Source organism: Empedobacter sp. UBA5528 (assembly GCF_002426075.1).
GTDB lineage: Bacteria > Bacteroidota > Bacteroidia > Flavobacteriales > Weeksellaceae > Empedobacter > Empedobacter falsenii_B.
Genome location: NZ_DINY01000007.1, coordinates 1 through 19,648, shown reverse-complemented (window position 1 = coordinate 19,648; position 19,648 = coordinate 1). Strand labels below are relative to the sequence as shown.

The following is a 19,648-nucleotide window of genomic DNA, read 5'->3' as shown; positions in this document are numbered from 1 at the left end:
TTTTTGCTGAAAAATTTCATATATTTATCTTAAATAATAGACCTTAAATGAAAAAATATTTAAGCTTGTTCTTAATGTTATTAACGTTTGCAGTTTTTGCACAATTGAGAGCGAATAATACGGAGTCTTATTACTCGATGAAAGGAACTTTTAATTCGGATAAAAAAGAGATTATAAAGAAAACAATCGAGAAAGAATTTGGTGAAGGAATTTTGGAAGAATCTGGTTATATCTGGACTGGACGAGGAAGTTTTGAAATTATTTTGAATGATAATTCACTTAAAATGGAGATTCAAAAAAGTACAGATAATCAAGAAATTGTAGATAAAATTAAAAATCTTGGAGATAAAATTCTTGCGACAAAAAATATAAATAAATTTAATACTTAAAAACGAGCTACAATTATTTTGTAGCTCGTTTTGTGTTAACGCTTCGTTAACCGTTCATTAACCAATGCAAATTAATCTTTTTCAGAATTTTATAAAAAAATAAAAATATGAAAAAGACATTATTTATCGCAATAACTTTAATAGCTTTTGCTTGTAACGGACAAACAGCTAAATCACAATCAGTTAGCAAAAATTCAAGTTCAACAACTCATTCTAATGTTTCAGTTAGTGTGAGTGATAGCAACGAAGTATATTCATACTCAGCAATTTTTGATAAACCAAAGTCGGCAAATGCAATCAAAGAAATCGGAAAAGTATTTGGAAAACCAGTGACTGAAGGAAAAAATTACGTTTGGAGAGAAGGAGATTCCTTAGAAATAAAAGCAAGAGAAGGAAAAATTACAATTGAATTTGAAAAAGGTTCAACAAAATTATATGAAAAAGTAAAAGAATTAGGCGAATCTATTTCTGCTGTTGTAGGAGAAAAATAATCATTCTAAAACATATAAAACGGAAGTCAAATTTGGCTTCCGTTTTTAATTATTTTAATTCCCTATACTTAAAATCTTTTCCAAAAAAGTAATTCCATATTAAACTAATAAGAATGAAATTTGCTATTCCACGAATTGTTATAAATATCCCGAAATTACCAAAACGTTTGTATTTAATATGTGATAATTCTTCTTGATGATTAACTATATATTCGTACAAATAATAATCAAAAACTAACATTAAAAGGCTAAAAAGAACTAAAATGACATAATGAAAGAGCATAATGTCTTTAATTTTTTTTAGATTTTTATAGAATAATACAGCTCCAATAAAAGAAAAAAATACGCTTGAATGAAAAACAATTTCAGTTTTAGTATGAAGTTTTGGAACTTCATTATTCTCCTCAATGTCTTCAACTAAATTTGGTTCGAAAGAATTTTTCTTTTTTTCTTTTTCATGATAAATAATTTTAGATGAAATTAAATTTTTAATTCGAGTTGTTTCAATTTCAGAAAACTGAACATTTCGTTCATTTTTTAAAATTTCGAAAGCTATTTTTATTGCTTCAGGAACAAATCTAGAATCATCTTTGATATAAGAATTTAATTCATTTGTAGACAGCTTCTGAAGAACGCTTCTTTTAACTTGCATTAATTTAATCCTTATAAATCAAATATTTTGTTCTTATTTTCTTGAAAGCTTCCAAATCTTTTTGCCAAGTTGCTTTTATTTCTTCTTCTGATAAACCTGCTTCTATTTGTTTGCGCAATTCATCAGTTCCAGAAAGTTGATCAATCCACAACTTTTTACCATTCATCGTCCAAAAAGGTTGTTTCGTATTGTTTTTATACGCATTAATAAGCCATTTTAAATTGATGGCAGATTGATACGGAACATTCGATAAATCTTCACCGTAACAAACTTCATCTTTGAATTTTGGACTTGTTGCACCAGGTTTTGAAGTTGGCGTATATTGATAAGGCATATTTTTTAGGAATGGTGAACCATAAACTTGAAACTGAATATCTGTTCCACGACCTTCGTTGACGTTTGTTCCTTCAAACAAACATGTACTTGGATACAAATTGATCGCATGAGCATTTGGTAAATTTGGTGATGGTTTTACTGGTAAATTATACTTGGATTGATGGGTATAATTGATAAGTGGAATAATTTCCAAATCTGCTTTTACACCATTTGCTAGCCAACCTTCACCGTTTATCATTTGTGCATATTCGCCAATCGTCATTCCATAAACAATCGGAACATTGTGCATTCCAACAAATGATTTGTACTCGTTTTTCATTACAGGTCCGTCCACATAATGTCCGTTCGGATTTGGTCTATCCAATACAATTACTTTCTTACCATTTTCAGCCGCAGCCTCCAAAACATAATGCAAAGTAGAAATATATGTGTAAAAACGCGCACCAACATCTTGCATGTCAAAAATCAAAACATCTACATCAGCAATCTGATTAGTTTTTGGTTTTTTATTATCACCATAAAGCGAAATAATTGGCAAGTTAGTTTTTGCGTCAACACCAGATTTTACTTTAGCACCAGCATCAGCATCTCCACGAAAACCGTGTTCTGGCGAATATAATTTTATAACATTGATGTTATTTTTTAATAACAAATCAACTGTATGCATCGTTGTTCCATTAATTGTTGCAATGCCTGTTTGATTAGAAACTAATCCAACTTTTTTACCTTTCAATTTCGAAAGATAGTTAGTTGTATTTTCTGCTCCAACAAGAATAGTTGAATGATTTTCTATCGTTTTTGATGTATTATTTTGAGCTAAAATTGGAGTAGAAAAGCCGAAAAAAATAACTGAACTAAGTAAACCAATTGATGTATATTTGACAAAGTTTTTCATTTCGTTTTGAATCATTTGAATTTAGGCGAATTTAAAGCTTAAAGTTAGTTTTAATCTTATAAAAAATATATAATTTGAGTTTTTCTTGGTGGTTTTCAAAAAAAATTGCGCTTGGTAAAAATACTAAAAATAACTTATCGAGTATTATTATTCGAGTAGGTCAAATTGCGGTAGCATTAGGGTTGATTGTTTCTTTGGTGACAATTTCGACTGGTGTTGGAGCAAGAATGGCAATCAAAGAAAAATTGGCCGATTTTAATGGTCATATTACGATTAGAAACTATAATAGTAATACGTCATTAAATTCCGATTCATTATCACTTCATCAAGCTTTTTATCCAAAGTTTAAATCGATTCCAGAAATAGAACATGTACAAGCAATTGCCAATAAAAGTGGTGTTATCCGAACGGATGAAAACTTTAGTGGTGTGGTGTTCAAAGGAGTTGGAACAGATTATGATTCGGTTCGTTTCGAAAAATTTATGGTAAAAGGACATTTTCCTCGAATCAATAAAGATTCGATAATGGATGAGGTTTTATTATCTAAAAAGATTGCGGACGAAATGAAATTGGATGTTGATAGTTCGTTTGTGATGTATTTTATTCAAGAAGATACAAAGCCTATTTATCGTCGATTTACCATTTCTGGATTGTTCAAAACTGATATCAAAAATTTTGACGATCAAATTATGTTTGGTGATATCAAGCATGTGCAACGCCTTAATCGTTGGGATTCGACAACTGTTGGTGGTTTCGAACTATTTGTAAATGATGTCGAAAATATTGATCCAGTTGCAAAGCGTGTGCAAGAAAATATTCCATATAATTTGTATGCAGAATCAGCAACAGCATCTTTTGCTCAGATTAATGATTGGATTTCGATTTTCGACAAAAATATTGTCATTATTCTTTTTATCATGCTTTTTGTGGTGGTGATTAATATGGTGATGGTTTTATTGATATTAATTTTAGAACGAACACATTCAATCGGAATTTTAAAAGCATTTGGTGCGACAAATTGGCGAATCCGAAAATTATTCATCAATTACGCATTATTTATCATGTTACCAGGATTAATTGCTGGAAATGTAATTGGACTTGGATTATTATTCATTCAGAAATATTTCGGAATTATAAAACTTCCAGCAGAAAACTATTATTTATCAACAGCTCCAGTCTATTTAGACTTTGGCACAATTGTTTTATTAAATGCAGGAGCGTTATTAGTTTGTGCAATTGTATTACTTTTGCCTTCGTATATGATATCTAAAATTACACCTGCAAAAGCTATTAATTTTAGATAAAATTTAATGTTTTAATTTAAAAGTTAGAAAAAAATGAAATTCGCAAACAATATATTAGAAACGATTGGGAATACACCTTTGGTTAAAATTAATAAGATTACAAAGGATTTACCATGTACAGTTTTAGCAAAAGTTGAATATTTTAACCCTGGTCATTCTTGTAAAGATCGTATGGCGTTAAAAATGGTTGAAGATGCCGAAAAAGATGGTCGTTTAGTTCCAGGAGGTACAATTATCGAAGGTACTTCTGGTAACACAGGAATGGGATTGGCTTTGGCTGCTGTGATCAAAGGTTACAAATTAATTTGTGTGATTACAGACAAACAATCGAAAGAGAAAATGGATATTTTGCGCGCTGTTGGTGCAAAAGTTGTGGTTTGTCCTACGGATGTTGAGCCAGATGATCCACGTTCTTATTATTCAGTTTCTAAACGTTTGGCTCAAGAAACACCGAATGGTTGGTATGTCAATCAGTATGATAATCCATCAAATGCAATTGCGAATTATGAGCAAACTGGACCAGAAATTTGGGAACAAACAGAAGGAAAAGTAACGCATTTTATTGTTGGTGTTGGAACTGGAGGAACAATTTCAGGAGTTGGGAAATACTTGAAAGAAAAAAATCCTAATATTAAAATTTGGGGAGTTGATACGTATGGATCAGTTTTCAAAAAATATAAAGAAACAGGAATCTTCGACGAAAATGAAGTGTATTCTTATGTAACAGAAGGAATTGGTGAAGATATTTTACCAGAAAACGTAGATTTTGATATTATTGATGGATTTACAAAAGTGACTGATAAAGATGCAGCGGTTTATACGCGTCGTTTAGCTTTAGAAGAAGGTTTGTTTGTTGGAATGTCTTCGGGATCAGCGATCAAAGGATTGTTGCAAATGAAGGACGAATTCGGACCAGATGATGTTGTAGTAGTTTTATTCCACGATTCAGGTTCTCGTTATGTAGGAAAAATCTTTAACGATGATTGGATGCGTGACAGAGGATATTTGGACGAAGAAATCAAAACAGCTGTCGATTTAATCAAAGAACATGTTGATAAACCTTTGGTTACGGTTCGTACAGAGGAATTGGCTTCTCATGCAATTGATCGTGTGCGTCGTTTCAAAATTTCTCAAATTCCAGTAATGGACGTGAATGGAATTGTTGGTTCTTTGGATGAATCAGATTTGTTTCAAGCATTTTTAGAAGATAGAAATGTTGCTGAAAAACCTGTTCACGAAATAATGGGAAAACCATATCCAGTCGTAAAAGCAGGAACATCTATCGAAGAAGTTTCGAAGTTAATTACAAAGGATAATCAAGCTGTTTTAATAGAATTAGAAAACGGAAAATATCATATCATCACAAAATATGATATTATTAACTCGATTAAATAACAAAAATCCTATCTTTGAAGCGATATGGGAATTGTATTAAAAGGTCAGAATTTAGTAAAAGATTACGGTAAAAAACATGTCGTAAAAAATGTGTCTTTTCAAGTAGAACAAGGAGAAATTATTGGATTATTAGGACCAAATGGTGCTGGTAAAACGACTTCTTTCTACATGATTGTTGGTTTGGTAAAGGCTACGCAAGGAAAAGTTTTTTTGGATAAACAAGATATCACAAACGATGCGATGTACAAACGCGCGCAAAAAGGTATTGGATATTTGGCGCAAGAAGCCTCTGTTTTTCGTAAACTTTCTGTAGAAGATAATATCAAATCAGTTTTACAATTCACGAAACATTCCAAAAAAGAGCAACAAATGCGCACAGATGCTTTGATTGAAGAGTTCTCGTTAGAGCATGTTCGTAAAAATCGTGGTGATTTACTTTCTGGAGGTGAGCGTCGTCGTTGCGAAATAGCACGTTGTTTGGCAACAGAACCTAATTTTATTTTATTAGATGAGCCTTTTGCTGGAGTTGACCCTATTGCGGTTGAGGATATTCAGAAAATTGTACGTTCGTTAAAAGATAAAAATATCGGAATCTTAATTACCGATCATAATGTATCGCAAACGCTTGCAATTACCGATAAAACATATATTATGTTCGAAGGTAAAATCTTGAAAGAAGGTTCGCCAGAAGAATTAGCAAATGATGAAGATGTTCGTCGCGTTTATCTAGGTGAAAACTTTATGTATCAGCAGATATAAATTACAATATAGTATTTTCTAAACCACTCAATTTTGAGTGGTTTTTTTTTAAAACTTCAAAATCATCTAAAATTAAAATTTGCTTAATTTTAAAAATTTCTGATTTTAATAGTTGCTTTTTCGATATATTTAACTACTAAAACTTACTGATAAAGAATGCTAAAACTCAACTATTATTTTGTTTGTCTGATTTCAATTTTTGTGTTGAATAGCTGTACACACGAATAAGATGCGATAAAAGAAACAAAAAAATCTACAAATAGAGGAGGAGTGGTGCTTACATTTGATGATGATTATGTGGACGAATGGTTCAATGCGAATTTAAAATTGAAACAATACAATTGGAAAGGAACGTTTTATGTAACGCATTTTGATAAGCTTTCGGAGAGTCAAATTCGTGAGTTAACTTATCTGCAACAAAACGGAAATGAGATTGCTGCGGATGGTTTAATTCATGTATATACAACAAAGTATATAAAAGAATTTGGAGGAAAAGAATTTATTGAAAAAGAAATCGCTCCAATGCTAAGTTTGATGAAAAACAAAGGTTTTGATGTAACCGATTTTTCTTATCCTTATGGCGATCGAAGTGTAGAATCGGGTCAATTACTTTTCAATCATTTTAAAACCTTAAGAGGAACAACTTATGGAAACGAAGCGCCTAATTTTCAGAACTGTTATTATCAAAATAAACCGTTATTTTTTGGTTTAGGAATCGATAATAGTTACGAGCATTTTAATGTGCCTTATTATATTTCGTTGTTGCAATATGCAAAGGATAACAATAAGATAGTCATTTTTTACGCGCATAAAACAGTTGCAAAAGCAATTAATAATTATGAAACTGAATTTAAAACCTTAGAAGAGATTTGCAAGTTTGTGAAGAATAATGATATGAAGTTTTATACAGTTAATGACTTACAAAAATTGAAATAAAAAAATGCTCAAATTCTTGAGCATTTTTCGTTTATTCTATAAAAAGTAAATCTCCTTTTTGATTAACAGCCTCTTTGAAATAAAGATAAACATCTTGTATATCAAAACGTCTAAAATTGATAGCGTTAGAAATATTTTGTTCAGGAAGTTGATAAATCATTTCAAAATTTAACATGCTACCAAAACCAGAACTCTCGATTTTTTCGACCAAAATTCCTAAAGATTCTAATCGTTCAATCAACCGATTAATTTCCAAATCATTATGTTTCATAATCTGTAAAACTTACTATTAAAGCGGTTTCAAAGCTAAAACATAAATTTTTAAAATAAGATTTTGAGAAATAAAATTATATGTTAAACCTTTCGATTCAAAACTTAATTCTCTCTCTTATAATTAATTATTTTAGAATATTTTTTAAATAATCTAACACATTTTCTATCGAATCAAATTGTTTTACACCATATTTTTCTGCCGTAATATCAACATTTCCTTTTCGCCAAAAACCATCTGGACAAATCACCAAAAGTTTTCCACTTTTTGCATACAATCCCATTTCTAACAAACTAATCGGACTTTTAGAATCTTTTCCAAAAAACATAATAATATAGTCTGCATTTTCTAATGCATTCAACTCCCATTCCACTTGTTTGCGAAATTCGGGCTCTTCTTTCACAGGCTTCCAAGCGGTATTCCAATCATCACGACGAGGATTTAGCAAGATGACTTTTTCATTTTTCAATTCTTTTGAAACCTTCGCTTGCCAATCTTCAGAATTTCTCATATCAATTGTTCCGCCCAAAAATATCTTTGTACGTTGATCATTTTTAGGAAGTTTATTCGGCGATTTTATTTCAAGAGATTGAGCAAAAATTGTAGTATTCAATAATAGAAATAAGGCAAATAAAATTGCTTTCATGTTGTTTTTGTTTCTGTAAATATAATGAGGTTGTTGATTTTGTATTTAATGACTTTTGTTAGAATTGGCTTGAAACAAAGAATATTTAACATAGATTTTATACTTTTTGAATAGATTTGAGGTTGTTTAGTATAAATAATAATCATACATGAAAAAGTTATTACCTTTTTTTGCTGCTTTTGTAATCTTTTCTTGTCAAGAAGACGAAGTGACAACTCCAGTCAAAGAACAGCCTACGAATCCTCAACCAACGGAAACTGAAATTTTCAAATTCGATAAAAATGTTTCAATTTTAGATGCATACTATTACAAAGGAGTAAACGGAAAAGATTATCCGGCAGAAGCAGAAGCTTTTTTCAAGAAAACGTGGACGCTTTACGAAGATCTTTCTGTCAAATCTATTGAATTGAAAAAAGATTCGATTATAATCAATGAAGAATTGAAAACGTCTAAATTTAAATCAACTATAGAAGAAAATAATCTGTATGCTACTGACGGTTCAAGAAAAATATTGTTGGGTCGAATTGATAAAACAACAAATTCATTTTATTTGTTCAAACATTTTGAGTCTTATGCTGTTGTAGATCCTGAAAATGGAAGTTCTGCTTCTGGTAAAAGTTCTTCTTTTGGAAAAATGACAAAAGACAATATTTTTCCAAGAATTATAGATAAGCCTGAAAGTTTAAAACAAGAAGGAGCTTATGTTTTTTGGAATAATGTTGAATATAAATTTGTGAAATAATAACAAAAAAAGCTAAGTGTCAATTGATGCTTAGCTTTTTAAATTTAAATATTTGGATGATATTGATGTGACACTATTTTGTTGGCTCTTTGTGAGCTGTAGGCGTATGTACGATATCGAAATAAACAGATTTATCATCATTAGACGGATAAATTCTGTAAGTAAATTCTTGTTTTGTTAAAACTGTAAAGTCAACAATTCGTGTAAACAAAACTTCTCCTGCATCATTTTTAGCAACGATTGTTCTTGTTTTTCCATCTTCAGAAACAGACCAATCTCCTTTCATTTTTGGCGTATCATCTAAATTGAACATAGTAAATGTACCATCTTTTTTGAAATAGGCATAACCTACAAAATTAGAAACATTAGTGTCTGTTAAGGCTACATTTTGTCCTTTGTTGTTCAAAGCATTAGTTGTTTCCCAAGAAGTAAAGGATAAAATTTCGCTTGGCGTTAATTGCTCTGTAATTCCTTAATCATCATCATTGTTACAACTAAAAAGTGTTAATCCAACCAATAATACAAAAATGCTTGTTGTAATTCTTTTTAAAAATATTCATGTTTTATTTTTTGATAGCACAAATAAACTCAATATTTAATGGCTTAAATTGTAGATTTTATTCTCATCATTGGATAAATTATTGTTGAGTTGAATAAAATAAAAAAGCTGAAAATCAATCCTGATTTTCAGCTTCAAAAAATTACTTTTTAGCTTTTTTGGTTGGTTTTTCTTCAACAACATCTTCCTCATAATAATACTTATGTCTCGGACGTTTTACACCATAAGAGCCATTCACAATTTTTCCTCTTCTCGATTTTTTATCGCCTTTTCCCATTATAAATGTTTTAAAATTAATAAATTCGATTACTTTCTAGCCAAGTTAATAATTTCAATTTAGTTGGACAAAAGATTTACAATTCTTTATCATTTAATCTAACTTTGCGACATCATTTGGCGTGGAGAAAAATTAATTTTAAACCAAATAGAAATGAGTAGAAATACAGATGCAAATAAAAAAGCGCATAAGAAAAAGTTAGATCAAAAGAAACGTAAAGCGCAAGAAGCCGAAGCTGAACGCAAAGCTCGATTAAAAGCAATCAATCAACGATTTAATGATAAAAATAAACCAGAAACGGAAGAATAATGATAAAAATTCTACATACAGCCGATTGGCACTTGGGCAAAAAATTGGATAGTTTTTCGCGATTAGAAGAACAAATTTTAGTGATGAACGAGATTATCGAAATTGCAGATCAACAACAAGTCGATTTGGTACTTATTGCGGGCGATTTATTTGATAATTTTAATCCAAGTGTGGAAGCTGTAGAATTATTTTATAAAACATTAAAAAGACTTTCGAATAACGGAAAACGTCCTGTTGTAGCGATTTCTGGTAATCACGATTCTCCAAGTTTGATTGATGCGCCAGATCCGTTGGCACGCGAATGTGGAATTATTTTGATTGGTTATCCAAATGCAAAAATTCAGGAATTTGAATTAAATGATTTCAAAATTTTAAAATCTGTAGAAGGAATGATTGAATTGAAATTAAATTCTTTCGATTACCCGATTCGAATTATTCATACGCCTTATGCAAACGAAATTCGTTTGAAACAATATTTTGGAGAGAATAAAGAAGATGCATTGAATGAAGTTTTAGCGACAAATTGGAAAAATATTGCGGATGAATATTGTGACGAAAATGGTGTTAATTTATTGATAGCACATTTGTATATGAACCAAAAAGGTGCTGAAATTTTAGAGGAACCAGAAGGCGAAAAACCGATTAAAATTGGAAATGCAGATATGATTTTTTCCGAAGCTATTCCGCCTCAAATTCAATATACAGCGCTTGGACATTTGCATGGTTTTAAGAACATCGGAACAGAAGAAAAACCTGTTGTGTACAGCTCTTCGCCTTTGTGTTATAGTTTTTCCGAAGCTGGTCAAACCAAGTATGTTTCGGTAATAGAAGCAGAACCAAATAAAACTATTTCTTATCATAAAATTGAATTAAAGCATGGAAAACCGCTTATTCGAAAAACTTTTGATGATATAAATTTAGCTGTAGAATGGTTGAATGAAAATCAAAATGCGTTGGTTGAATTGATTTTAGAAAGTGATTCTTTTTTGAAAGCTGATGAACGAAAATTGATTTATCAATCACATGATGGAATTATTCATTTGATTCCGAAAGTTAAAAATCAAGAGGTTGAAATGGTTGAGTATAAGTTTGCAGATCAAACAAAAGATATGAAGGAATTGTTTGCAGATTATTTCAAATCGAAAAATGGAAATCAAGAACCAAACGACGAAATAAAGGATTTGTTTAACGAAATTTTGAATTCATAATGATTCCAGTAAAATTAACCATAGAAGGACTTTATTCGTATCAAGAACGTCAAACAATTGACTTTTCTGAATTAACAGAAGCAGGATTATTTGGAATTTTCGGGAATGTAGGTTCCGGAAAATCGTCAATTTTGGAAGCGATTATGTACGTTTTGTATGGCGAAACAGAACGTCTAAATTCCAAAGATAAGCGTGCTTACAATATGATGAATTTGAAATCGAATTTGGCATATATCGAGTTTGATTTCTATAATTTTGAACAAAAATTATTCAGAGCAACACGTGAATTTAAAAGAAATTCGAAACGTTTTGAAGATGTAAAATCGCCAATAGTTGTTTTTTATGAACAAAAAGACAATGAATGGATTCCGCTTAATCATTCGAAAGCAGAAGAAATAATTGGGTTGAGTTACGAAAATTTCAAACGAACAATTATTATTCCGCAAGGGCAATTCAAGGAATTTATTGAGTTGGGTGCAAAAGATCGAACACAAATGATGAAGGAAATTTTTGGACTTCATCGTTATGATTTACAAGATAAAGTTGCAGCTTTAAATTCTCAAAACTTAACGAATTTGAATCAACTAGAAGGGAAATTATCTGGATTTGAAGAAGTTTCGGAAGAAAAAATAAAAGAGCTTGAAGAAAATTTGATTGAGCAAACAAAAGTTACCAATCAAGTTCAAGAAGAATATAATCAAATGAATGAATCATTTCAACGTTTAAAAGCGTTGAAATCAGATTTTGAGACTTTAAAACAAAAGAAAATTGATTTTGAAAAAGTTTCAGTTCAGAAAAATGAAATGGATCAACGAAAACTTGAAATTGAGCGCTATGAATTGATTTTTAATGCGTTTTCTCAACTTTTAGAAAATCATAAAAAACTTTCAAATCAGATTGAAGAAAAGTCAATTTCAGTTGAAAATCAACAAAAACAACTGACTTTAATCGAGAATCAAATCAAAGAAATTTCGAACCAAATTGAAGCGATTAAAACTGATTATGAAACTTTACCAATAAAACGAAAAGAAGAAACAGATTTAGAATTAATAGTTCAAATTTTAACTTTTTCAGAGGAGATAGAAAAGTTAAAAGTAAGAACAGCAAAAGGTTTGAAAGAAGTTGAAGAGGTTCAGAAAAATGAACAGAAAATTGAAGCTTCAATCAAATTATCTGAAAAAGAAGTCAAAACTTTAGCTGAGTCAAAAATAGATGCGCAAACATTGATGGAGGTTGGAAATTGGTTTGTTCAGAATCAAAATTTGCAACAATCTATTCAGAAACAACAAACTAAAATAGATGAGCAAAAGCAACAAATTAATGTTTTCGAAGCTCAATTCAAAACAGATAATATTGAAATTTCAAGTTTTGAAAATTGGTTTAGTTCTGAATTTGAAAAGCTTGAATCAACTAAAAAATCAATTGAAAAACAGAAAAATGAATTAGAAGTTCAGCAAAAGTTGGTTCATTTTGCACATAATTTACACGAAGGTGAATCTTGTCCGCTTTGTGGCGCTTTAGAGCATCCGAATATTGTTGAAATTGATGATATTTCCACGAAATTTGAAGTTGTAAATAATGAATTAAATCAAATTGATGAAAAGTTAAAATCGCTTCAGAAAAAACAAAATGAAGTTCAGAAAATGATTGATCAAAAACAGTTTATTGAAAAACAAATTGCACAAGAAAATCAAGTTTTGAATGATCTGAAAATTGAACAAGAAAATCATCTGAATTTGTTTGTTTGGAAAGATTTTGATTCGAAAAATGTTGAATTATTTGAAGAAAAAAAGAAAGCAGCTGTTGCTTTGGACAAAACAATTTCGGATAAAAATAAAGAGATTGAAACTTTTCGTGAAACTTTAGAGAAAGAACGTGAATCTGTTGAAAAATATAAAAATGCTTTAGAAAAATTTAGATTAGAAGAAGCTGAAAAAGCTTCTCAAATCAAGCAAAATCAAGCAAATTTGAAAGTCTTGAAATTTGAAGATTTTCAAAATCAAACAACAGAAAATGTGCTTCAAAATTTGAATGATTTAAAGTTAAATAATACAAAAATTGAACAAGATTATATTCAATTTACAGAAAGTTTAAATCAATTGAATCCAAAATTAGCTTCTCAAAAAACTTCAATTGAATTAGTTGAAAAACAACTTATTGAGTTAAAAGAAGAGTTGGCTATTAATCAAAATCAAATAGAAAAAGCATTAGAAAAATATCAAATACAAAACATTGAAGAGGTTCAATTTGTTTTAAATCAGAAATTTAATGTTTCTCAAATCAGAAAAGAGTTGGAAGATTTTCGAATTTTGTATGAAACGTTGAAAAATTTAATTCATGAATTAGAGCAAAAATTATCGGAAGTTTCTTTTGATGAAACGATTTATAAAATACAAGAAGAAAAATTGATTTTTGTGACAAGTCAATTGAAAGAAGCTACTGAAGTTGTAACTAAAATAAAAGCTGAAATTGAGCGATTGAATAAATCTTTTGTAGAAAAGAAAGATTTGTTAATTGAATTGGAAAAGTTGAAAAAGCGTGCGGCTAATTTACAAACGATGCGAAATTTGTTTAATTCAGCAGGATTTGTGCAATATGTTTCGTTAATTTATTTGAAACAATTATGTGATAACGCAAATGTGAGATTTCATCGAATGACGAGAAATCAATTAAGTTTACAAATGAATGACAACAATGATTTTGAGATTATAGATTATTTGAACGAAGGTCGTTCACGTAGTGTGAAAACGCTTTCTGGGGGACAATCTTTCCAAGTTTCTTTGAGTTTGGCTTTGGCTTTGGCAGAAAGTGTGCAAACAAATGCGAAGTCGGAAAAGAACTTCTTCTTTATTGATGAAGGTTTTGGAACGCAAGACGCAGATGCGGTAAATATCGTGTTTGAAACGTTGATGAGTTTACAAAAAGAAAACCGAATTGTCGGAATTATTTCTCACGTAGACGAATTAAAAGATCGAATTCCAGTTGCTTTGCAAATCACAAAAGATGAAGAAAGAGGTAGTTTGATAGAAGTTGTTTCGTAAGGTATAATGATTATAAAATAAACCCCAAGATTGAATTTAATCTTGGGGTTTATCATTATATGAAGATAATAATCTATTCCTTAACCTCTGATTTATTCGAAATTAACGACCAAATAATTGTTATTAATAAAACTCCACCAATTATTGACAATGAAATAGTCGATTCGAAATGATAGAATGGCATAATAATCATTTTAATTCCGATAAAACTTAAAATAATCGCTAAGCCGTAATGTAGTTTATTGAATTTATCCATTGAATTTGCCAACAAGAAATATAATGAACGAAGTCCTAAAATTGCAAAAATATTAGATGAATATAGAATAAAAGGATCGTCTGGAGCAACAGCGAATATAGCAGGAATACTATCTACAGCGAAAACCAAATCAGTTACTTCAATTACCATTAAAGCGACGAAAAGTGGTGTTGCCATTTTAATTCCGTTTTGAACAGAAAAGAATTTATCTCCATCAAAATTCGGTGTAACTTTAAAGAATTTGTGTACCAATTTAACACCAAAATTTTGTGATAAATCTTGATTTTCATCATCATCACTTGATTTCCAAGATTTGATTCCGGCGACAATTAAGAAGAAACCAAACAGTGTTAAAACGACATTTGGACGGAAGAATTGTTTTGCTTCAAAATTTGCATGAGTTGCTTCATCACCAAGATTAAAGTGCCAATCTCCAATAGAAAAAGATGGTAAATAAGTCATTTTAATTAATTCAACACCTGCAAAAATAAAGATTGCTCTAAAAAGAAGAGCACCTAAAATTCCCCAAAAAAGGACTTTATGTTGATATTCTTTTGGAATTTTAAAGAATCCAAAAACGAGTATGAAGACGAATAAATTATCTACGGATAAGGCTTTTTCTATCCAATACGCCGCCTGGAATTGCGAAAATTTATTGATGGCAAATGCATGTCCATCTGCTTCTTTAAAAACGAAATAAATCACTCCACTAAAAATCATCGCCAAGGAAATCCAAACGATAGTCCAAGTAAGCGCTTCTTTGTTCGAAACCGCGTGTGCATTTTTATTAAAAACACCTAAATCAAGTAGTAACATAATAATTACTGCAACTCCAAAAACAGTTATTAGTCCAGGATGATTCAACATGCTATCCTGTACAACACTGAAAATACTCATATAAATTTATTTAATTTGACAATTTACTATAAATTTACCAATCCTAACTTGATTGGCCTTTAAAAAATGTTTCTAAAAAAGAAAAAACAAGCAAAATTAATTTATTCCGGAATGAAAAGAGTAATCGCATACGTATTCTTAACAATTATTTTACCTATAGCTTCGAAAGCGCAACACGTTTCGCCATTGTACAAAGATTCTATTCAGATGAAATGGGTGAATGAGAAGTATAATTCAATGTCATTGGAAGAAAAAGTAGGTCAGTTATTTATCGTTGCAGCCTATACAAATAGAGATGTGGTGCATGAAAATGATATTCAAAAATTAATTGAAGAAGAACATATCGGAGGATTAATTTTTATGCAAGATCAAGCGGCTCATCAAATTGAGTTGACAAATAAATTTCAATCTATTTCTAAAATTCCATTGTTAATTGGAATGGATGCAGAATGGGGATTGGCAATGCGTTTGAAAGGAGTGGAGCGTTTTCCTTGGAATATGACGCTTGGTGCTCTACGCAATAATAAGTTGGTGTATCAAGTTGGAAAACAAATTGGTATACAAGCGAACAGAATGGGTGTTCAGTTTAATTTTTCACCTTCAGTTGATGTCAATGTTAATCCAAATAACCCAATTATCGGGAATCGTTCTTTTGGTTCAAATCCAGATCGAGTTGCAGAAAAAGGAATTGCTTATATGGATGGAATGCGTGCGCAAAACGTATTATCGTCTGCAAAACATTTTCCTGGACATGGAAATACAGATCAAGATTCGCACAAAGTTTTGCCGTTGATTCCAGATAATAAAGCAGATTTAGAGAAATATCACATTGCACCTTTCAAGAAAATGATTGATGAAGGTGTACAGTCAATTATGGTGGCGCATCTAAATGTTCCAGCTTTAGAACCAGATCCAAAAATACCTTCAACTTTATCTAAAAATATTATTACAGATTATTTGAAAGGAGAATTACAATTCAAAGGAATTGTGATTACAGATGCGTTGAATATGGATGGTGTAGCAAAAATGTTTCCTGCTGGTGATGTAGATTATAGAGCATTTGTAGCGGGAAATGATATTTTATTGTTTTCGCAAAATGTACACGTTGGGAAACAAAAAATTATTGATGCAATAAATAAAGGTCAGATTTCTGAAGCACGTTTAGAAGAAAGTGTGAAGAAAATTTTGATGGCAAAATATATTACAGGTTTAAATGAAATAAAAACTTTAAATTCTGCAAATGTTTTAGAAGATTTAAATTCTCCTGAAAATTTAGCGTTAACAACTAAAATTTTTGAGAAAGCTTCGACAGTTGTAAAGAATGAACACAAACTTTTACCAATTAAAAAATTGAATCAAAAAATAGCTTTTGTTCCCCTTGAACAAACAGATTATGATCAATTTTTGAGACATTTACAAAAATATACAAATGTTGAGTTGGTGAAGATTTCAAATCCAAATCAGATCAATTTATTGAATGATTATGATGTGATTATTTCGGGAGCGTTTTTATCGAATGAAACGGTTTACAAACCATATAAATTGTCAGATAACTCGAAAGCAATTTTGAAAGCATTACCAAAAGATAAAAAGAAAATCTTCTCATTATTCACAAGTCCTTATGGTTTGAAAGATCTTGATTTATCAAATTTAGATGCGGTTACAGTTCATTATCAAAATACAAAAGATGCGCAAGCAGCTGCTGCGCAAGTTATTTTTGGAGCAATTGATGCAGATGGAACATTTCCGGTAGATATCAATCAAAACTTGAAAGAAGGGCAAGGAATTGTAACAAAACACATCAAACGTTTAGGATTTACTGCACCTGAAAATGTGAATTTAGGAAAAAAAAACTCTTAGAAATAGATAAACTTGCCGAAGAAGCAATTGCAAATCATTACACGCCTGGAATGCAAATTTTAGTCGCAAAAGACGGGAAAATCGTGTATGATAAAAGCTTTGGAACTCAAGATAAAAATTCTTTAAAAAAAGTGAAGTGAACAGATTTATATGATGTCGCTTCTGTAACAAAGGTGACGGCGACGTTGCCTTTGTTGATGCTGGAGGTAAACGAAGGAAAATTAAACCTTGAGCAAACAATTGGAGAAATTGATAATGATGCAAAAAACTCGAACAAATCTTCCTTAAAAGTTCGTGAAGTATTAGCGCATCAAGCTGGTCTTAAGCCATGGATTGGTTTTTACAATGAAACTGTCAATGTAAAAAATGCGCGATTATATTTAGATTTCTATTCGAGAAAGCAAGATGAGGAACATCAGATAAAAGTTACAGATAACATTTATATTATCAACTCTATTAAAGATACGATTTACGAAGATATTTATAAATCATCTTTAGGCCGTAAATCATACGAATACTCAGACTTAGGCTATTATATTTTCAAGAAGAAATTAGAAAAGGATTTTGGGAAAGATTTGAATCAATTGACACAAGAAAAATTTTATCAATCATTGGGAATGTATCGCACAACTTTTAATCCAAAAGAAAAATTTAGTTTAGAAGATATTATTCCAACCGAATACGACAAAACCTATAGAAATCAATTGGTACATGGTTTTGTACACGATCAAGGAGCTGCGATGATGGGCGGAATTGCTGGTCATGCTGGTTTATTCTCTAACTCGATTGATTTGGCAAAATTGATGCAAATGTATTTGAATGGTGGAGAATATGGCGATGAGGTTTATTTGAAGCCAGAGATAGTTGCGGAATTTACAAAACAACAATTCAAAGGAAATCATCGTGGAGCTGGTTTTGATAAAATGCAACATATTTCTAAAGTTGGCCCATCTGTCGAAAGTTTTGGTCATACAGGTTTTACTGGATCTATGGTTTGGGCTGATCCTAAATATAACATAGTGTATATTTTTCTTTCGAATCGTGTCAATGAAACCGTCGAACCAAATTATCTTTCCATTAAAAAAGTGAGAGAAAATATTCGACAAGTAATTTATGAAGCAATTTTACCTTAAATTTGTCTAAATAAAAATCGCGAATGAAAATAGGAATTGTATGCTATCCAACCTATGGAGGGAGTGGAATTGTGGCAACAGAACTGGGAATGGATTTAGCGGAAAAAGGTCATGAAGTACATTTTTTTAGCACAAATGTTCCTGCGAGATTAAACATCAAATTACCAAATATATACTTTCATCGAATTCATGTCGAAACGTATCCATTGTTTCAATATCAGCCATACGATTTGGCGTTGAGTACAATTTTGTATGATAAAGTTTTGCATTACGAATTAGATTTGGTTCATGTACATTATGCGATCCCGCATGCGTATGCGGCGTATTTTACGAAACAAATGTTGGCTCGAAAGGGGTATAAATTACCAATTGTAACAACGTTGCACGGAACAGATATTACGTTGGTAGGGAAACATCCTGTGTATAAAACGGCTGTTGAGTTTTCGATCAATGAATCGGATGCTGTAACGTCAGTTTCCGAAAGTTTGAAACAAGATACTTTACAAGCATTTGACATTACAAATGAAATAGAAGTAGTGCCAAATTTTATTGATAATGATCAATATTTGCCAGAGAAATGTGTGTGTTGTCGTGATAATTTTGCGCAACCAAAAGAGAAGGTAATTTTGCACACTTCAAACTTGAGAAAGGTAAAACGTATTGAAGATGTAATTGGAACGTTTAATTTGATCCAGAAACAAATTCCATCGAAATTGATTATTGCTGGAGAAGGTCCTGAATGGGATATGGCGGATCAAATGATTCAAGAATTTGGAATTCAAGATAAAGTGAAAAGTCTTGGAATGGTAAGTGACTTGAATGATGTTTTGAAAGCGGCAGATTTATTCCTTTTACCTTCCGAACAAGAAAGTTTTGGTTTGGCAGCACTTGAAGCTATGGCGGCAAGTGTTCCGGTTATTTCGTCCAATGCAGGCGGAATTCCAGAAGTAAATATTAACGGAGTCACTGGTTTTGTTTGCCCAGTAGGAGATATTGAAATGATGGCAGAAAAAGCGATTTATATTTTAGAGGACGAAAAGCGTTTGGCAGAGTTTAGTTATCAAGCAAAAGAACAAGCGATACGATTTGATAAAACGAATATTCTTCCGCAATATGAAGAATTGTATCGCAAAGTAATTGCAAAATCTAAAATCGGGTAAATCCCGATTTTTTTATTTAATAGGATTTTCTTCCTCCCATTTTTTCCATGACGTCTTATCGCCTTTTAACCATAAGATATATTGTTTTATTATTAAGCCAGAAATTGCGTCTGGATATCCCCCTGAATTTTC

19 protein-coding genes and 1 pseudogene are annotated in these 19,648 nt (G+C 30.9%); 13 read left to right on the top strand and 7 right to left on the bottom strand.

What is annotated here, in order from left to right:
* Positions 1 to 47: 47 nt before the first annotated feature.
* A complete protein-coding gene (locus tag B4L98_RS02275) occupies positions 48 to 389 on the top strand; it encodes a hypothetical protein (RefSeq protein ID WP_115001366.1) in 342 nt (113 codons plus the stop codon).
* A gap of 107 nt (positions 390 to 496) precedes the next feature.
* The gene (locus B4L98_RS02270) at positions 497 to 880 is read left to right on the top strand and encodes a hypothetical protein (RefSeq protein WP_115001364.1); all 384 of its coding nucleotides are present in this window, start codon (positions 497 to 499) and stop codon (positions 878 to 880) included.
* Positions 881 to 929: 49 nt separating this feature from the next.
* On the opposite strand, the gene B4L98_RS02265 is transcribed toward B4L98_RS02270, so the two are convergent.
* Together B4L98_RS02265 and B4L98_RS02260 are read right to left on the bottom strand one after the other, a co-directional pair.
* Positions 930 to 1,532, bottom strand: coding sequence for a hypothetical protein (locus B4L98_RS02265; protein ID WP_180904946.1), 603 nt, complete (start codon positions 1,530 to 1,532; stop codon positions 930 to 932).
* A gap of 4 nt (positions 1,533 to 1,536) precedes the next feature.
* Positions 1,537 to 2,763, bottom strand: a complete 1,227-nt coding sequence (locus B4L98_RS02260) for an exo-beta-N-acetylmuramidase NamZ family protein (protein ID WP_260509545.1) — start codon at positions 2,761 to 2,763, stop codon at positions 1,537 to 1,539.
* A 74-nt stretch (positions 2,764 to 2,837) separates the two neighbouring features.
* Between B4L98_RS02260 and B4L98_RS02255 the strand changes: the two genes are divergently transcribed.
* The 4 genes from B4L98_RS02255 to B4L98_RS02240 all read left to right on the top strand — a co-directional run bounded on the left by B4L98_RS02255 (position 2,838) and on the right by B4L98_RS02240 (position 7,157).
* Positions 2,838 to 4,067 (top strand): ABC transporter permease, encoded by a 1,230-nt coding sequence (locus B4L98_RS02255; protein WP_115001360.1) that lies wholly within the window; start codon positions 2,838 to 2,840, stop codon positions 4,065 to 4,067.
* A 33-nt stretch (positions 4,068 to 4,100) separates the two neighbouring features.
* Positions 4,101 to 5,462, top strand: a complete 1,362-nt coding sequence (locus B4L98_RS02250; protein ID WP_291077453.1) for a pyridoxal-phosphate dependent enzyme — start codon at positions 4,101 to 4,103, stop codon at positions 5,460 to 5,462.
* A gap of 30 nt (positions 5,463 to 5,492) precedes the next feature.
* Complete coding sequence (lptB, locus tag B4L98_RS02245) at positions 5,493 to 6,221, top strand: LPS export ABC transporter ATP-binding protein (RefSeq protein WP_125348857.1); 729 nt, start codon at positions 5,493 to 5,495, stop codon at positions 6,219 to 6,221.
* A 234-nt stretch (positions 6,222 to 6,455) separates the two neighbouring features.
* Entirely contained in the window at positions 6,456 to 7,157 is a 702-nt protein-coding gene (locus tag B4L98_RS02240; protein ID WP_280045388.1) for a polysaccharide deacetylase family protein, read from the top strand.
* A gap of 31 nt (positions 7,158 to 7,188) precedes the next feature.
* Here the strand turns inward: B4L98_RS02240 and B4L98_RS02235 are convergent, their stop codons facing one another.
* Both B4L98_RS02235 and B4L98_RS02230 read right to left on the bottom strand, forming a co-directional pair.
* Entirely contained in the window at positions 7,189 to 7,428 is a 240-nt protein-coding gene (locus tag B4L98_RS02235) for a hypothetical protein (protein ID WP_038334521.1), read from the bottom strand.
* A gap of 127 nt (positions 7,429 to 7,555) precedes the next feature.
* A complete protein-coding gene (locus B4L98_RS02230) occupies positions 7,556 to 8,074 on the bottom strand; it encodes a nucleoside 2-deoxyribosyltransferase domain-containing protein (protein ID WP_180904942.1) in 519 nt (172 codons plus the stop codon).
* A gap of 148 nt (positions 8,075 to 8,222) precedes the next feature.
* Here B4L98_RS02230 and B4L98_RS02225 point away from each other — a divergent pair, with 148 nt between their 5' ends.
* Positions 8,223 to 8,816 (top strand): hypothetical protein, encoded by a 594-nt coding sequence (locus B4L98_RS02225; RefSeq protein WP_291077451.1) that lies wholly within the window; start codon positions 8,223 to 8,225, stop codon positions 8,814 to 8,816.
* 73 nt (positions 8,817 to 8,889) lie between these two features.
* Here B4L98_RS02225 and B4L98_RS02220 read toward each other — a convergent pair whose 3' ends face one another.
* Both B4L98_RS02220 and B4L98_RS02215 read right to left on the bottom strand, forming a co-directional pair.
* Positions 8,890 to 9,258 carry a DUF4822 domain-containing protein gene (locus tag B4L98_RS02220; RefSeq protein ID WP_291077478.1) on the bottom strand — a complete coding sequence of 123 codons (369 nt, stop codon included), beginning with the start codon at positions 9,256 to 9,258 and terminating at the stop codon, positions 8,890 to 8,892.
* A 259-nt stretch (positions 9,259 to 9,517) separates the two neighbouring features.
* Positions 9,518 to 9,652 carry a 30S ribosomal protein THX gene (locus B4L98_RS02215; protein ID WP_219033578.1) on the bottom strand — a complete coding sequence of 45 codons (135 nt, stop codon included), beginning with the start codon at positions 9,650 to 9,652 and terminating at the stop codon, positions 9,518 to 9,520.
* A 153-nt stretch (positions 9,653 to 9,805) separates the two neighbouring features.
* Between B4L98_RS02215 and B4L98_RS02210 the strand changes: the two genes are divergently transcribed.
* The 3 genes from B4L98_RS02210 to B4L98_RS02200 are packed head-to-tail and all read left to right on the top strand — an operon-like array spanning position 9,806 to position 14,210.
* Positions 9,806 to 9,961 (top strand): hypothetical protein, encoded by a 156-nt coding sequence (locus B4L98_RS02210; protein WP_185144078.1) that lies wholly within the window; start codon positions 9,806 to 9,808, stop codon positions 9,959 to 9,961.
* A 2-nt stretch (positions 9,962 to 9,963) separates the two neighbouring features.
* Positions 9,964 to 11,169 (top strand): metallophosphoesterase family protein, encoded by a 1,206-nt coding sequence (locus tag B4L98_RS02205; RefSeq protein WP_125348858.1) that lies wholly within the window; start codon positions 9,964 to 9,966, stop codon positions 11,167 to 11,169.
* Positions 11,169 to 14,210, top strand: a complete 3,042-nt coding sequence (locus B4L98_RS02200; protein WP_286494643.1) for an AAA family ATPase — start codon at positions 11,169 to 11,171, stop codon at positions 14,208 to 14,210. The genes B4L98_RS02205 and B4L98_RS02200 overlap by 1 nt, the downstream gene beginning before the upstream one ends.
* 73 nt (positions 14,211 to 14,283) lie before the next feature.
* Here the strand turns inward: B4L98_RS02200 and B4L98_RS02195 are convergent, their stop codons facing one another.
* The gene (locus tag B4L98_RS02195; RefSeq protein ID WP_286494642.1) at positions 14,284 to 15,363 is read right to left on the bottom strand and encodes a TerC family protein; all 1,080 of its coding nucleotides are present in this window, start codon (positions 15,361 to 15,363) and stop codon (positions 14,284 to 14,286) included.
* Positions 15,364 to 15,474: 111 nt separating this feature from the next.
* Here B4L98_RS02195 and B4L98_RS02190 point away from each other — a divergent pair, with 111 nt between their 5' ends.
* The 3 genes and pseudogenes from B4L98_RS02190 to bshA all read left to right on the top strand — a co-directional run bounded on the left by B4L98_RS02190 (position 15,475) and on the right by bshA (position 19,516).
* The gene (locus B4L98_RS02190) at positions 15,475 to 17,223 is read left to right on the top strand and encodes a glycoside hydrolase family 3 protein (protein WP_260391930.1); all 1,749 of its coding nucleotides are present in this window, start codon (positions 15,475 to 15,477) and stop codon (positions 17,221 to 17,223) included.
* A gap of 158 nt (positions 17,224 to 17,381) precedes the next feature.
* Positions 17,382 to 18,356: pseudogene (locus B4L98_RS02185) on the top strand (serine hydrolase domain-containing protein); the annotation flags it as partial.
* A 23-nt stretch (positions 18,357 to 18,379) separates the two neighbouring features.
* On the top strand, positions 18,380 to 19,516 hold the full coding sequence (gene bshA, locus B4L98_RS02180; protein WP_125348800.1) for an N-acetyl-alpha-D-glucosaminyl L-malate synthase BshA: 1,137 nt from the start codon (positions 18,380 to 18,382) through the stop codon (positions 19,514 to 19,516).
* Positions 19,517 to 19,648: the final 132 nt, after the last annotated feature.

Bases quoted from the DNA above. Each gene is read 5' to 3' on its own strand.
- B4L98_RS02275 (WP_115001366.1), top strand. From the start codon at position 48: ATGAAAAAATATTTAAGCTTGTTCTTAATGTTATTAACGTTTGCAGTT.
- B4L98_RS02270 (WP_115001364.1), top strand. From the start codon at position 497: ATGAAAAAGACATTATTTATCGCAATAACTTTAATAGCTTTTGCTTGT.
- B4L98_RS02265 (WP_180904946.1), bottom strand. From the start codon at position 1,532: ATGCAAGTTAAAAGAAGCGTTCTTCAGAAGCTGTCTACAAATGAATTA.
- B4L98_RS02260 (WP_260509545.1), bottom strand. From the start codon at position 2,763: ATGAAAAACTTTGTCAAATATACATCAATTGGTTTACTTAGTTCAGTT.
- B4L98_RS02250 (WP_291077453.1), top strand. From the start codon at position 4,101: ATGAAATTCGCAAACAATATATTAGAAACGATTGGGAATACACCTTTG.
- B4L98_RS02235 (WP_038334521.1), bottom strand. From the start codon at position 7,428: ATGAAACATAATGATTTGGAAATTAATCGGTTGATTGAACGATTAGAA.
- B4L98_RS02230 (WP_180904942.1), bottom strand. From the start codon at position 8,074: ATGAAAGCAATTTTATTTGCCTTATTTCTATTATTGAATACTACAATT.
- B4L98_RS02225 (WP_291077451.1), top strand. From the start codon at position 8,223: ATGAAAAAGTTATTACCTTTTTTTGCTGCTTTTGTAATCTTTTCTTGT.
- B4L98_RS02215 (WP_219033578.1), bottom strand. From the start codon at position 9,652: ATGGGAAAAGGCGATAAAAAATCGAGAAGAGGAAAAATTGTGAATGGC.
- B4L98_RS02210 (WP_185144078.1), top strand. From the start codon at position 9,806: ATGAGTAGAAATACAGATGCAAATAAAAAAGCGCATAAGAAAAAGTTA.
- B4L98_RS02200 (WP_286494643.1), top strand. From the start codon at position 11,169: ATGATTCCAGTAAAATTAACCATAGAAGGACTTTATTCGTATCAAGAA.
- B4L98_RS02195 (WP_286494642.1), bottom strand. From the start codon at position 15,363: ATGAGTATTTTCAGTGTTGTACAGGATAGCATGTTGAATCATCCTGGA.
- B4L98_RS02190 (WP_260391930.1), top strand. From the start codon at position 15,475: ATGAAAAGAGTAATCGCATACGTATTCTTAACAATTATTTTACCTATA.
- bshA (WP_125348800.1), top strand. From the start codon at position 18,380: ATGAAAATAGGAATTGTATGCTATCCAACCTATGGAGGGAGTGGAATT.